General features: G+C 49.5%; 12 protein-coding genes. 3 read left to right on the top strand and 9 right to left on the bottom strand.

Annotated features, from left to right (window positions below; translation table 11 throughout):
* Nucleotides 1-46: 46 nt before the first annotated feature.
* Nucleotides 47-3,217 carry a type I restriction endonuclease subunit R gene (locus H4O27_RS00620; protein WP_193004293.1) on the top strand — a complete coding sequence of 1,057 codons (3,171 nt, stop codon included), beginning with the start codon at nucleotides 47-49 and terminating at the stop codon, nucleotides 3,215-3,217.
* Between the two features lie 292 nt (nucleotides 3,218-3,509).
* Here H4O27_RS00620 and H4O27_RS00615 read toward each other — a convergent pair whose 3' ends face one another.
* The 7 genes from H4O27_RS00615 to rpsL form a co-directional block, all read right to left on the bottom strand.
* On the bottom strand, nucleotides 3,510-3,986 hold the full coding sequence (locus tag H4O27_RS00615; RefSeq protein WP_226883464.1) for an IS630 family transposase: 477 nt from the start codon (nucleotides 3,984-3,986) through the stop codon (nucleotides 3,510-3,512).
* A gap of 37 nt (nucleotides 3,987-4,023) precedes the next feature.
* Complete coding sequence (locus H4O27_RS00610) at nucleotides 4,024-4,332, bottom strand: IS630 transposase-related protein (RefSeq protein WP_165011108.1); 309 nt, start codon at nucleotides 4,330-4,332, stop codon at nucleotides 4,024-4,026.
* Nucleotides 4,333-4,700: 368 nt separating this feature from the next.
* Nucleotides 4,701-5,012: a 30S ribosomal protein S10 gene (gene rpsJ, locus H4O27_RS00605; protein ID WP_002642322.1), complete on the bottom strand. Its 312-nt coding sequence runs from the start codon at nucleotides 5,010-5,012 to the stop codon at nucleotides 4,701-4,703.
* A gap of 15 nt (nucleotides 5,013-5,027) precedes the next feature.
* Complete coding sequence (gene tuf, locus H4O27_RS00600) at nucleotides 5,028-6,212, bottom strand: elongation factor Tu (RefSeq protein ID WP_165090209.1); 1,185 nt, start codon at nucleotides 6,210-6,212, stop codon at nucleotides 5,028-5,030.
* 97 nt (nucleotides 6,213-6,309) lie between these two features.
* Nucleotides 6,310-8,415, bottom strand: a complete 2,106-nt coding sequence (gene fusA / locus H4O27_RS00595; protein WP_165011066.1) for an elongation factor G — start codon at nucleotides 8,413-8,415, stop codon at nucleotides 6,310-6,312.
* Between the two features lie 18 nt (nucleotides 8,416-8,433).
* The gene (gene rpsG, locus H4O27_RS00590) at nucleotides 8,434-8,904 is read right to left on the bottom strand and encodes a 30S ribosomal protein S7 (protein WP_002215391.1); all 471 of its coding nucleotides are present in this window, start codon (nucleotides 8,902-8,904) and stop codon (nucleotides 8,434-8,436) included.
* A gap of 114 nt (nucleotides 8,905-9,018) precedes the next feature.
* Nucleotides 9,019-9,390 (bottom strand): 30S ribosomal protein S12, encoded by a 372-nt coding sequence (gene rpsL, locus H4O27_RS00585; protein WP_002218431.1) that lies wholly within the window; start codon nucleotides 9,388-9,390, stop codon nucleotides 9,019-9,021.
* 410 nt (nucleotides 9,391-9,800) lie between these two features.
* Here rpsL and H4O27_RS00580 point away from each other — a divergent pair, with 410 nt between their 5' ends.
* Entirely contained in the window at nucleotides 9,801-10,403 is a 603-nt protein-coding gene (locus H4O27_RS00580) for a phosphoribosylglycinamide synthetase (RefSeq protein ID WP_165011064.1), read from the top strand.
* A 65-nt stretch (nucleotides 10,404-10,468) separates the two neighbouring features.
* On the top strand, nucleotides 10,469-11,125 hold the full coding sequence (locus H4O27_RS00575) for an OmpA family protein (RefSeq protein WP_165011062.1): 657 nt from the start codon (nucleotides 10,469-10,471) through the stop codon (nucleotides 11,123-11,125).
* 122 nt (nucleotides 11,126-11,247) lie between these two features.
* On the opposite strand, the gene H4O27_RS00570 is transcribed toward H4O27_RS00575, so the two are convergent.
* Together H4O27_RS00570 and H4O27_RS00565 are read right to left on the bottom strand one after the other, a co-directional pair.
* Entirely contained in the window at nucleotides 11,248-11,724 is a 477-nt protein-coding gene (locus H4O27_RS00570; RefSeq protein ID WP_226883464.1) for an IS630 family transposase, read from the bottom strand.
* A 37-nt stretch (nucleotides 11,725-11,761) separates the two neighbouring features.
* Nucleotides 11,762-12,070, bottom strand: coding sequence for an IS630 transposase-related protein (locus tag H4O27_RS00565; protein WP_193004219.1), 309 nt, complete (start codon nucleotides 12,068-12,070; stop codon nucleotides 11,762-11,764).
* Nucleotides 12,071-12,339: the final 269 nt, after the last annotated feature.

The following is a 12,339-nucleotide window of genomic DNA, read 5'->3' as shown; positions in this document are numbered from 1 at the left end:
TTTTCAGACGGCCTGGTTTGATTTTTTGATTTTTGGGGTTCGGGAAATGGGTATATTGAATATCAATGAGGATACCATCGAGCAGGCTTGTTTGCAGACTTTGCAGGATTTAGGCTGGCGTTATACAGACGGGCGGACGGTGGTTCCCGATGGGGAAAATCCGTGGCGGGAGCGGGCGGCTGATGTGGTACTGCATGAGGTATTGACGGAGCAAGTGCGGCGGCTGAATCCGGATATTCCGGCGGCGGTATGCGAGGCGGCTCTGGGCGATGTGCTGCGGGTCGCGGGGGATTCGCTGAATGGGCAAAACCGGTGCTTTTATGATTATTTGTGCCACGGGGTGCCGGCGGTGTATCAGGCAGACGGTGAGCAGAAACGGGATTTTGTGCGTCTGGTGGATTTCGGGGATTGGGCAAACAACCGTTTTGATGTGGTGAATCAGTTTTCGATTGCGGGCAGCCGGGGCAAGCGGCGGCCGGATATTGTGTGCTTTGTCAACGGTTTGCCGCTGGTGGTGTTTGAGTTGAAAAATCCGCTGCGGGAAGAGGCGGATTTGGAAAGTGCATTTTTGCAGCTTCAAACGTATCAGGAGGAAATCGGGGATTTGTTTGTTTACAATCAGATTCAGGTGGTTTCAGACGGCATGGCGGCCCGCTTGGGTTCGCTGACTGCGCCGTTTAACCGTTTTATGCCGTGGCGGGTGGTTGATGAGAAGAACCAAAGCCGAAGGGTGGCGTTTGAAAATGAGTTGGAGGCGCTGCTTTACGGGCTGCTAAAGCCGGAAACGCTGCTGGATTATGTGTTTTCGTTTGTGATGTTCGAGCGGGGCGGCAACGGGCTGCTGCAGAAGAAGATTGCAGCTTATCATCAGTTTTACGGGGTAAATGAGGCGGTGGATTCTACGGTGGCGGCGATGGGTTCGGGCAACGGTAAAATCGGGGTGGTATGGCATACGCAGGGGTCGGGCAAATCGCTGTCGATGCTGTTTTATGCGGCAAAGTTGATGCGGCAGCCGACATTGGGCAATCCGACGGTTGTGGTGGTAACGGATCGTAATGATTTGGACGGCCAACTGTTTGCTACTTTTTCGGGCGGGGCGGATTTGATTCGTGAAATGCCGGTGCAGGCGGACGGTCGGGAGGATTTGCGGGCGGCTTTGGCAAAACGGGGCGCCGGCGGTGTGGTATTCACGACGATTCAGAAATTCGGTTTGGCTGAGGGGGAATCTGCGCACCCTGTGTTGAATGACCGGCATAATATTGTGGTGATCAGCGATGAGGCGCACCGCTCGCAATATGGGTTCGCGCAAAAAATCAATGATAAGGGGGAATACCGCACGGGCTATGCGAAGCATTTACGCGATGCGTTGCCGAATGCTTCGTTTATCGGTTTTACGGGTACGCCGATCAGTTTGGAGGATAAGGATACTCAGGAGGTATTCGGCCGCTATGTGTCGATTTACGATATTCATGATGCGGTGGAAGACGGGGCGACTGTGCCGATTATTTATGAGGCCCGGCAGATTGCGCTTCAGGAAAGCGGGGATTTTCAGCGGCTGATGCGTGAGGCGCAGGCCTTGGCCGATGAAGATGAAAACAGTCGGAATTTCCGCCTGCGGGAACAGCTGATGGGGACGCAAGGCCGTCTGAAAAAGCTGGCCGAGGATTTGGTCGGCCATTTTGAAAAACGTACCGAGCTGGCGGAAGGCAAGGCGATGGTGGTGGCGATGAGCCGCATGATTTGCGTGAATCTTTATAATGAAATTGTCAAGCTGCGCCCGCAATGGCACAGCGATGATGTTCATCAGGGAAGCATTAAAATCATGATGACGGGTTCGGCAAGCGATCCGCAGGAAATGCGGCCGCATATTTATCCGGCACAGGATAAGAAAGTGTTGGAACAGCGTTTTAAAGATGCTGACGATCCGCTGAAAATTGTGATTGTGCGGGATATGTGGCTGACGGGATTTGATGCGCCCTGTTGCCATACGATGTATATCGATAAGCCGATGCAGGGGCATAATCTGATGCAGGCGATTGCCCGTGTCAACCGTGTGTTTAAAAACAAGAGCCGTGAAAACGGCGGGCTGATTGTGGATTATGTGGGGCTGACGGAGGAATTGCAGCAGGCAACCCGTCAATATACCAATGCAGGCGGCAAAAGCCAGGTTAAACATGATATTGATGAGATTTTTAATAAAATGCTCGAATATATCGACATTATCCGAGGACAGATGGCAACACCGGTAGAAGGTCGGAAAATCGATGTTCAAACGGCCTTGCAACTGACCGACCCTAACGCCCTACTCACGGCAATCCGCCAAACCGCCAACCATATTTTAGGGTTGGACAGAGTGTCGCCTGTCGTCAGCGGAAAAGATAAAACACCGAGAAAATCGGCATTTTTACAGGCAGTACAGCTGGCAAAAAAAGGTTTCTCGTTATGCGGCGCTTTGAAAAAAGCCGAACCCTACCGTCAGGAGCTGGCATTTTACGATGCAGTGCGTGCAACGATTGCCAAAGCGGAACATATCGACAGTAAAAACCGGCCGAAAAAGCGGCAGCTGCAACTGGCTGCGCTGTTGAATCAGGCTGTTCACTCTGACGGCGTGGTCGATTTATTCGATTTGCTGAAGCAGGAGCGGCCGGATATTACGGTGTTATCGGAAGATTTTCTGGAAATGTTCCGCAACAGCGACAGCAAGGATTTATGGGTTTTAGCGGCGGAAAGTTATCTGAAAAGCGAAATCCGCACCAAAGCCGCCGCCAATCTGGCGATAAAAAAATCGTTTGAAGAAAAGCTCAAAGAGGCAATGGCCAAATACCACAACCACAATCTGACGGTATTTGAAATCATCACCGAACTGGTGGAAATGGCAAAATCCTTCCAGGAAAGCATGCGGCACGGCGAGCAGTTGGGCTTGAGCCCTGCGGAACTGGCTTTTTACCATGCCCTCGCCCGAAACAGCAGCGCCGCCGAAATCATGGGCGATGCCGCCCTGCTCAAGCTGGCACACGAAATTACCGCTCTGTTACGGAAATCAGTCAGTATAGATTGGCAATACAAAGAAGCCGTCCGTGCCACAATCCGTATCAAAGTCAAACGAATACTGAAAAGTTTCAAATATCCTCCCGATTGCCAAGAAGAAGCAATTGATTTCGTATTACAACAGGCAGAAGTCATCGCCGATGAATTGAGTGATCCGGAGAACGGTTAAAGTGAGCGGTATATAGTGGAATAACCTCAAACACAACATCATTGGCTTCGCCTTGCTATACTCATACCGTCTTCGGCTTGCCACCTTGTATTGCTTTTGAGTTGTTTCACCATAAACGCAACCTGACCGCCATTAGCTTACGCAAATCCGCTACACCACCCCGAAGCAAGTCTAAATCCATTGTTCAATCTTAGAAACCATTTGGGAAAGCAGCCTCCCAGCTGGATGCCGACATTTATCGGAATGACAAATACACTTTTTAAATTTCACATCTATAGTCAATCTCATGAATTTAAATAACACTCCTAAACAACTCATCCACAGACACCACCCCAAGTTTTCTCCGTCTCGCCTTTAACCAAGCCCATTTCTTTTCGATGGGATTCAAGTCGGGGCTGTACGGCGGCATCCATAGGACGGTATGCCCCTTTCCCTTCAGCAAGGCTTCTGCCTTACCCTTATGAAACGCCGCATTGTCCATCACCACCACACTCTCGGGCGGCAGTTGCGGGATCAGTAACTGTTCGATCCAAGTGTCGAATATCCTGCTGTTGATGGAACAGTCAAACAAACCGACCGCAAACAGTTGATTATCATACAGCGCACCGATGGCATTAGTCTGATTACGTCCCTGCCGGTCATGGGTATCAATACACCGTCTGCCTTTTGGGGCATAACCGTAAGGACGGTGGACGGAAGCTCTGAATCCGCTTTCGTCCAACCAAACAATCGGACGTTCTTTCAGTTGGAAACGGTGTCTGAGTCTGATAAAGCGTTTTCTGAGCCGAACATCTGCTTTGGGGTGTTTATTGGTCTTTTTTTCGGCTGATTCCGTATCTTTTCAATGCCTGGTGGATGCCGTTGGTCGAACAGTTGAGCCGTTGTGCCCGTTCGTAGCAATAGGCATCGGGGTATTGTTCGACGTCTCTAAGCAGTGCTTCTTTGGTAATTTTGAGGGGTTTTCTGTCTTTGGGATAGCCTTTGGGAGTGGGATTCTTTTTCCATTTGAACACGGTATCGCTGCCGATGCCGAGCTCTTTGGCTACTTGACGGATGGAGAGGCCTTGGGCGAGTTTGGCTAAGGCCAGTTGGCGGAAGTCTGTTGAATAGGTCATGGGGGAGATTGTAATTTATATTTGGGGGATTGACTATATGCCGTCTGAAAACTTAATTTTCAGACGGCATCGTTTTGATCTTGAATAGGAAGAAATGATTTGGATGGTGTTAGAAGAACCGTTGTACTGTTTTATCAACGAACATGCGCATTCCCTGATATGCACGCTATTGCTGAGTTTGGTGTAATGATGTGTGCTTCAGCACGCACGTGTTCAGGAGGCTTCACGTTGATGCCGTCTGAAAACCAGATTTTTAATTTTGCAGAAATCAGCAATATCGATTTTCAGACGGCCTCTTAACTTTATGATATACGATATTAAAAAAGCCGAACAGTTTCCTGTTCGGCTGATTCATCTTTAAGCGATGATTATTGAACTTTGATTTCTACATCCACACCGGCTGGCAGATCCAGTTTCATCAGTGCATCGGTAGTTTTGTCAGTCCAGTCAACAATGTCCATCAGGCGCAAGTGGGTGCGGATTTCCAGTTGTTCACGAGAAGTTTTGTTCACGTGTGGAGAACGCAGAATGTTGAAACGCTCGATTTTAGTCGGCAACGGAATCGGGCCTTTTACTACAGCGCCGGTGCGTTTTGCGGTTTCAACGATTTCTTGAGCCGAACGGTCGATCAGGCTGTAATCATAGGCTTTCAGACGAATACGGATTTTTTGGTTTGCCATTATCTGTATTCCTTATTAAGCGATGATGCTGGAAACGACGCCGGCACCTACGGTACGGCCGCCTTCACGGATTGCAAAGCGCAAGCCTTCTTCCATAGCAATCGGTGCAATCAGTTCTACGCTGATGGTTACGTTTTCACCCGGCATTACCATTTCCACGCCTTCTTCCAGAGTAACCGCACCGGTTACGTCGGTTGTACGGAAGTAGAATTGTGGGCGGTAGTTGGCGAAGAATGGGGTGTGACGACCGCCTTCTTCTTTGCTCAATACGTACACTTCGGCTTTGAATTTGGTGTGTGGTGTGATTGAGCCTGGTTTAGCCAATACTTGACCACGTTCAACTTCTTCACGTTTGGTACCGCGCAGCAATACGCCTACGTTGTCGCCTGCTTGACCTTCGTCCAGCAGTTTGCGGAACATTTCAACGCCGGTACAAGTGGTTTTGGCTGTGTCTTTCAGACCTACGATTTCGATCTCGTCGCCCACGTGGATGATACCGCGCTCTACACGACCGGTTACTACTGTACCGCGGCCGGAGATTGAGAATACGTCTTCAATCGGCAGCAGGAATGGTTTGTCAACTGCTCGTTCCGGAGTTGGGATGTAGCTATCCAATGCAGCGGCCAGTTCGAAGATTTTTTCTTCGTAAGCGGCATCGCCTTCCAAGGCTTTCAGTGCAGAACCTTGGATGATTGGGCAGTCATCACCCGGGAAGTCGTAGCTTGACAGCAAGTCACGGATTTCCATTTCAACCAATTCCAACAATTCAGCATCATCAACCATGTCGCATTTGTTCATGAACACCAAGATGTATGGTACACCTACTTGGCGACCCAACAAGATGTGTTCACGGGTTTGCGGCATAGGGCCGTCAGCGGCAGACACCACCAAAATCGCGCCATCCATTTGTGCTGCGCCGGTAATCATGTTTTTAACGTAGTCGGCGTGGCCCGGACAGTCTACGTGTGCGTAGTGGCGGGTTTCGGTTTCGTATTCTACGTGAGAGGTGTTAATGGTAATACCGCGGGCTTTTTCTTCCGGTGCGTTGTCGATTTGGTCATAAGCTTTTGCTGCGCCACCGAATTTTTTAGCCAAAATGGTAGTCAGTGCTGCAGTCAGAGTGGTTTTACCATGGTCAACGTGACCGATGGTGCCAACGTTTACGTGCGGTTTGCTACGTTCGAATTTTTCCTTAGCCATGAGCTAATTCCTTTACATATAAAGATCGATTAAAGAACAATGGCCGTCTGAAAAGATATTCAGAATTTCAGACGGCCTATTTGCAAAGACTGATTAATCAGCCTTTGCGAGCTTCAGTTACAGCAGCGGCAACGTTCGCGGGCGCTTCAGCGTATTTTTTGAATTCCATCGAATAAGTTGCACGGCCTTGAGTGGCAGATCGCAAGTCGGTAGAGTAACCGAACATTTCAGCCAATGGCACTTCAGCACGTACTTTCTTACCGCCGATGCCATCATCATCCATGCCCAATACGATACCACGACGACGGTTTAAGTCGCCCATTACATCACCCATGTATTCTTCAGGAGTTTCCACTTCAACGGCCATGATTGGCTCCAATAATGCTGGAGAAGCGCGACGCATACCCTCTTTAAAAGCTTGAGAAGCGGCCAATTCAAACGCCAATTGAGATGAGTCGACATCATGTGAAGAACCGAATACCAAACGTACGCGGACATCTACCACAGGGAAGCCCGCCACTACACCGTTAGGCAAGGTATCACGAATACCTTTATCAACTGAAGGGATGAATTCGCGAGGAATCACGCCACCTTTAATTTCGTCGATAAACTCGTAGCCTTCACCACCTGGTTCCATAGGTTCCAACTTAATGACAACGTGACCATATTGGCCTTTACCACCAGACTGTTTAGCGTGTTTGTATTCAGATTCCACTTCTTTGCGGATGGTTTCGCGGTAAGCTACTTGAGGTGCACCGATGTTGGCATCCACGCTGAATTCACGTTTCATACGGTCAACAATAATTTCCAAGTGCAGCTCACCCATACCGGAAATAATGGTTTGACCTGATTCCTCATCTGTGCGAACACGGAATGAAGGGTCTTCTTTTGCCAAACGGTTCAAAGCGATACCCATTTTTTCTTGGTCGGCTTTGGTTTTCGGCTCAACAGCAACGTGGATTACCGGCTCAGGGAACTCCATACGTTCCAAGATAATTGGCGCATTTTCAGCACACAAAGTTTCACCGGTGGTAACGTCTTTCAGACCAATAGCGGCAGCGATGTCGCCGGCACGGACTTCTTCAATTTCGGTACGGTCGGCCGCAGTCATCTGTACCAGACGGCCGATACGTTCACGGGTACCTTTTACTGAGTTCAGTACGGTATCGCCTGATTTTACCACGCCTGAGTAAACACGGATAAAGGTCAGGTTACCAACGTATTTGTCGTTCAACATTTTGAATGCCAAAGCAGAGAATGGCGCTTCGTCGCTGGCTTCACGTTGATCGGCTGCATCAGTTGAAGGATTCACACCTTGTACCGGCGGAATGTCGGTCGGCGCAGGCAGCAGCTCAACAACGGCGTCCAACATACGTTGTACACCTTTGTTTTTAAATGCAGAACCACACAACATTGGTTGGATTTCACCGGCCAAAGTACGTTGACGCAATGCACCAACGATTTCTTCTTCGGTCAGGTCTTCGCCGCCCAGGTATTTGTCCATCAGCTCTTCGCTGGCTTCGGCTGCGGCTTCAATCATGTTTTGACGCCATTCTTCAGCAGTATCCACCAGATCGGCCGGAATATCGCCGTATTCGAAAGTTACACCTTTATCGGCTTCGTTCCAAATAATGGCTTTCATTTTCAGCAGGTCAACTACGCCTTCAAAATTGTCTTCCGCACCAACCGGAATCACGATTGGTACAGGGTTGGCACGCAAACGGGTTTTCATTTGCTCAACCACACGGAAGAAGTTAGCACCTTGACGGTCCATTTTGTTTACAAATGCCAAACGAGGTACTTTGTATTTGTTGGCCTGACGCCATACGGTTTCAGACTGGGGCTGAACGCCGCCCACGGCACAGTAAACCATTACGGCACCGTCCAATACACGCATAGAACGCTCTACCTCTACGGTAAAGTCAACGTGTCCCGGGGTGTCGATGATGTTGAAACGGTGTTCTTTGAACTGTTTCGCCATACCTGACCAGTAGGAAGTAACGGCAGCAGAGGTAATGGTAATACCACGCTCTTGTTCTTGTTCCATGTAGTCGGTGGTTGCCGCACCGTCATGCACCTCGCCCAATTTGTGGGTCAAACCGGTATAGAACAAAATACGTTCGGTCGTGGTGGTTTTACCCGCATCAATATGGGCAGAAATACCGATATTGCGGTACAGGCTGATTGGGGTCTTACGAGCCATTTTATTAGCCTTTCAAAATTAGAAACGGAAGTGAGAGAACGCTTTGTTCGCTTCAGCCATGCGGTGTACTTCTTCACGTTTTTTCAACGCACCGCCACGACCTTCTGAAGCGTCGATCAATTCGCCTGCCAAACGCAGATCCATTGATTTCTCACCACGTTTACGGGCAGCATCGCGCACCCAGCGCATTGCCAAAGCCAAGCGGCGTGAAGGACGAACCTCAACAGGAACTTGGTAGTTTGCACCACCTACACGACGGCTTTTCACTTCCACGATAGGTTTGGCGTTAGCAATAGCTTCGTTGAATACTTCGATTGCAACTTTGCCGGTTTTTTTCTCGATTTGCTCCAGCGCACCGTAAACGATACGCTCGGCAACCGATTTTTTACCGTCAATCATCAATACGTTCATGAATTTAGTCAGCTCAACGCTGCCGAATTTTGGATCTGGCAATACGTCGCGCTTAGGGACTTCTCTACGTCTTGGCATTTTAATTTCCTTTAATCTATTCAGTCGGGTCAATTCCCATGAATACCCAAAAGAGTACTCACTTACTCGGCCGTTTAATGTAGGCGGCCGACGTGCCTATCTAAGCCCCGGTTATTATTTAGGACGCTTAGCACCGTATTTAGAACGGGCTTGTTTACGGTCTTTAACACCTGCAGTATCCAAAGAACCGCGTACAGTGTGGTAACGCACACCCGGCAAGTCTTTTACACGACCGCCGCGGATCAATACGACGCTGTGCTCTTGCAGGTTGTGGCCTTCACCGCCGATGTACGAAATCACTTCGAAACCGTTGGTCAGGCGGACTTTACATACTTTACGCAATGCAGAGTTAGGTTTTTTAGGGGTTGTGGTGTACACACGGGTGCATACGCCGCGTTTTTGCGGGCAGGCTTCCAGTGCAGGCACTTTGTTTACGTACACAGGCTTTTGACGGCCTTTGCGTACTAATTGGTTAATAGTTGGCATATTTTCTCGTCCTGTTGAGTTAAATACTTGCCGACACCATGCCGACAATCTTGGGATTATATTTTTATTGCAAGCACTTAGTCAAGCACCGCCGCAAATCAAATAAGAAGGTATGCTGGCTTTGCGGGCGGGCGTTTGTCCGCGCAATGCCTTCGGAAAAGAAAAATTCCAACAAAATCAAAACAAAACTTCAGAATCATTTAATACAAGCGAACCTTTTCAGACGACGGGGTTCAAACATATTGCATATACTGCGGTTCTGTTGGTCGGATTTAGTCAGAATCTCAGGTATTTCGGTATAATGTAACTTAAATAAAGAAAGTAGCTTGAACCGTCTGTCATTTTATTGCTGCTTTAACTCTATCAGCTGCAAATTTTCGCATCCAACCTTATAAGCGAGGTATCTCCAAATGCGTATTTCCCAATGTACCCTTGTTGTTTTGTCTGCTTTTGCCCTGCTGACTGCCTGTCAGAAAGAACCCGAGCCAACCCCTGCTCCTCAGGCGGAACAACAGCTTCCTGCGCCCGAGCAGACACCTGCCCCCGAACCTGCTCCTGCGCCCGAACCTGCCGCCACCAGCCTGATCCGCGACTCCGCGTCTGCCGCGCAGCAGGATCCCGCAGCCGGGGCAATCCAGTCCAAACCGTTTGGCGAAGGTACGCTGGCTTTAACCAAAGTCAAAGTCATCGGTCAGATTCTCAATATGGAATTTCTGTTCATACCGCCCAAAAAGGCAGACGGTAGCGGCTATCAATACGTTAGCATACACACCGGCAATGTTCGCGATTTTGCCTATATCGATGAAACCACCAGCAAACGCATCGGTCTTTTGCAGGACGAAAACGGGCAATATATGACCAATCCTGCCGCAAACCCTAAGAATATACACTTGTACGGCAGCACGCCTAAAATCCTTGCGCTTAAATTCCCCGCCCCGCCCGAAACCACGCCGACCATCACCATCGATTTCCCCGGAGCCGGTTCGTTTGATTCGGTGCCGGTGAGCCGCTGATTGCCCGCTTGGCGGTGTGTAGGCTTTAAACGGTCTGCGCGCCGCATCAGTAGAGATTGCGCTTTATGAAAACTTTGCGTTTCCTTACCTGTGTTGCGGCACTTGCCGCCCTGTGTGCTTGCGGGCAGGAACCCAAACCTGTCGAAGCGCAGCAGACTTCCGCCGCAAATACGGCTTCCACGCCGCAAATGCCGTCCGAAGCTCCTGCAACCGTCTCTGTGCAGGCTTCCGCCGTCTTCGCTTCGGCTCCGTCCAACCTTGCTGCACAGGGCAACGGTCTTTCCGCCCAAAGCAGCAGCCTGTCGGCACAGGGTAGCAGTTTGAGCGGCACGGAATCCGCTTTCAATATCCGGATTAATTTGTCGTCCGACGTATTGTTCGATTTCGACAAAGCCGAACTCAAACCCGATGCCGATGCCGAACTGCGAAAAGCCGCCGATGTTATCCGCCAAAAAGGTCAGGGAATGATACTGATTGCCGGTCATACCGACAGCAAAGGCTCCGATGCTTACAATCAACGCCTGTCTCTGGCACGTGCGCAGGCGGTAAAAGACTGGTTTGAGGCGCAAGGTCTGAAGCAGAATTACACGCTGGAAGGCCACGGTGCGACAAACCCTGTCGCACCCAATACCCTTCCCGACGGCAGCGATAATCCGGAAGGACGCGCCCAAAACCGCCGTGTGGAGATTATTGTCAATAAAACCGAGCAGTTGGGAAATTGAACTTCTTCACCGTGTCGCAACGAGTAACAGGTCGTCTGAAAGCTATGAAACCGGCTTTCAGACGACCTGTTTTTTCAGTCTGCAAATATCAAGTATTCGGGCTTATAGTCAATCCCACAAATTTAAATAACACTCCTAAACAACTCATCCACAGACACCACCCCAAGTTTTCTCCGTCTCGCCTTTAACCAAGCCCATTTCTTTTCGATGGGATTCAAGTCGGGGCTGTACGGCGGCATCCATAGGACGGTATGCCCCTTTCCCTTCAGCAAGGCTTCTGCCTTACCCTTATGAAACGCCGCATTGTCCATCACCACCACACTCTCGGGCGGCAGTTGCGGGATCAGTAACTGTTCGATCCAAGTGTCGAATATCCTGCTGTTGATGGAACAGTCAAACAAACCGACCGCAAACAGTTGATTATCATACAGCGCACCAATGGCATTAGTCTGATTACGTCCCTGCCGGTCATGGGTATCAATACACCGTCTGCCTTTTGGGGCATAACCGTAAGGACGGTGGACGGAAGCTCTGAATCCGCTTTCGTCCAACCAAACAATCGGACGTTCTTTCAGTTGGAAACGGTGTCTGAGTCTGATAAAGCGTTTTCTGAGCCGAACATCTGCTTTGGGGTGTTTATTGGTCTTTTTTTCGGCTGATTCCGTATCTTTTCAATGCCCGGTGGATGCCGTTGGTCGAACAGTTGAGCCGTTGTGCCCGTTCGTAGCAATAGGCATCGGGGTATTGTTCGACGTCTCTAAGCAGTGCTTCTTTGGTAATTTTGAGGGGTTTTCTGTCTTTGGGATAGCCTTTGGGAATGGGATTCTTTTTCCATTTGAACACGGTATCGCTGCCGATGCCGAGCTCTTTGGCTACTTGACGGATGGAGAGGCCTTGGGCGAGTTTGGCTAAGGCGAGTTGGCGGAAGTCTGTTGAATAGGTCATGGGGGAGATTGTAATTTATATTTGGGGGATTGACTATATATAGTAAATTCACTTGAAAAAGCAGACAGGGTGTAGGTGGAGTCTCGACCCATGATGATTTGAAACACCTTGTAACATAAACGGATTTTCATGCCGTGCAGGGCGTAGATTACGGTTTCGTTGTTTAAGGTTTTTTGTGTGTGGCAAAAATGCAAAAAGGCCGTCTGAAAACAACGCTCCTTAAACAATATGTCTAACGGATTGTTATTTTCAGACGACCTGCTGTCTGA

It is taken from the genome of Neisseria yangbaofengii (assembly GCF_014898075.1).
GTDB lineage: Bacteria > Pseudomonadota > Gammaproteobacteria > Burkholderiales > Neisseriaceae > Neisseria > Neisseria yangbaofengii.
This window is presented reverse-complemented; position numbering and strand designations above follow the sequence as displayed.

What these genes read in the sequence shown, in the direction of transcription:
- H4O27_RS00620 (WP_193004293.1), top strand. Translation starts at nt 47, where the DNA reads ATGGGTATATTGAATATCAATGAGGATACCATCGAGCAGGCTTGTTTG.
- H4O27_RS00610 (WP_165011108.1), bottom strand. Translation starts at nt 4,332, where the DNA reads ATGACCTATTCAACAGACTTCCGCCAACTGGCCTTAGCCAAACTCGCC.
- rpsJ (WP_002642322.1), bottom strand. Translation starts at nt 5,012, where the DNA reads ATGGCAAACCAAAAAATCCGTATTCGTCTGAAAGCCTATGATTACAGC.
- tuf (WP_165090209.1), bottom strand. Translation starts at nt 6,212, where the DNA reads ATGGCTAAGGAAAAATTCGAACGTAGCAAACCGCACGTAAACGTTGGC.
- fusA (WP_165011066.1), bottom strand. Translation starts at nt 8,415, where the DNA reads ATGGCTCGTAAGACCCCAATCAGCCTGTACCGCAATATCGGTATTTCT.
- rpsG (WP_002215391.1), bottom strand. Translation starts at nt 8,904, where the DNA reads ATGCCAAGACGTAGAGAAGTCCCTAAGCGCGACGTATTGCCAGATCCA.
- rpsL (WP_002218431.1), bottom strand. Translation starts at nt 9,390, where the DNA reads ATGCCAACTATTAACCAATTAGTACGCAAAGGCCGTCAAAAGCCTGTG.
- H4O27_RS00580 (WP_165011064.1), top strand. Translation starts at nt 9,801, where the DNA reads ATGCGTATTTCCCAATGTACCCTTGTTGTTTTGTCTGCTTTTGCCCTG.
- H4O27_RS00575 (WP_165011062.1), top strand. Translation starts at nt 10,469, where the DNA reads ATGAAAACTTTGCGTTTCCTTACCTGTGTTGCGGCACTTGCCGCCCTG.
- H4O27_RS00565 (WP_193004219.1), bottom strand. Translation starts at nt 12,070, where the DNA reads ATGACCTATTCAACAGACTTCCGCCAACTCGCCTTAGCCAAACTCGCC.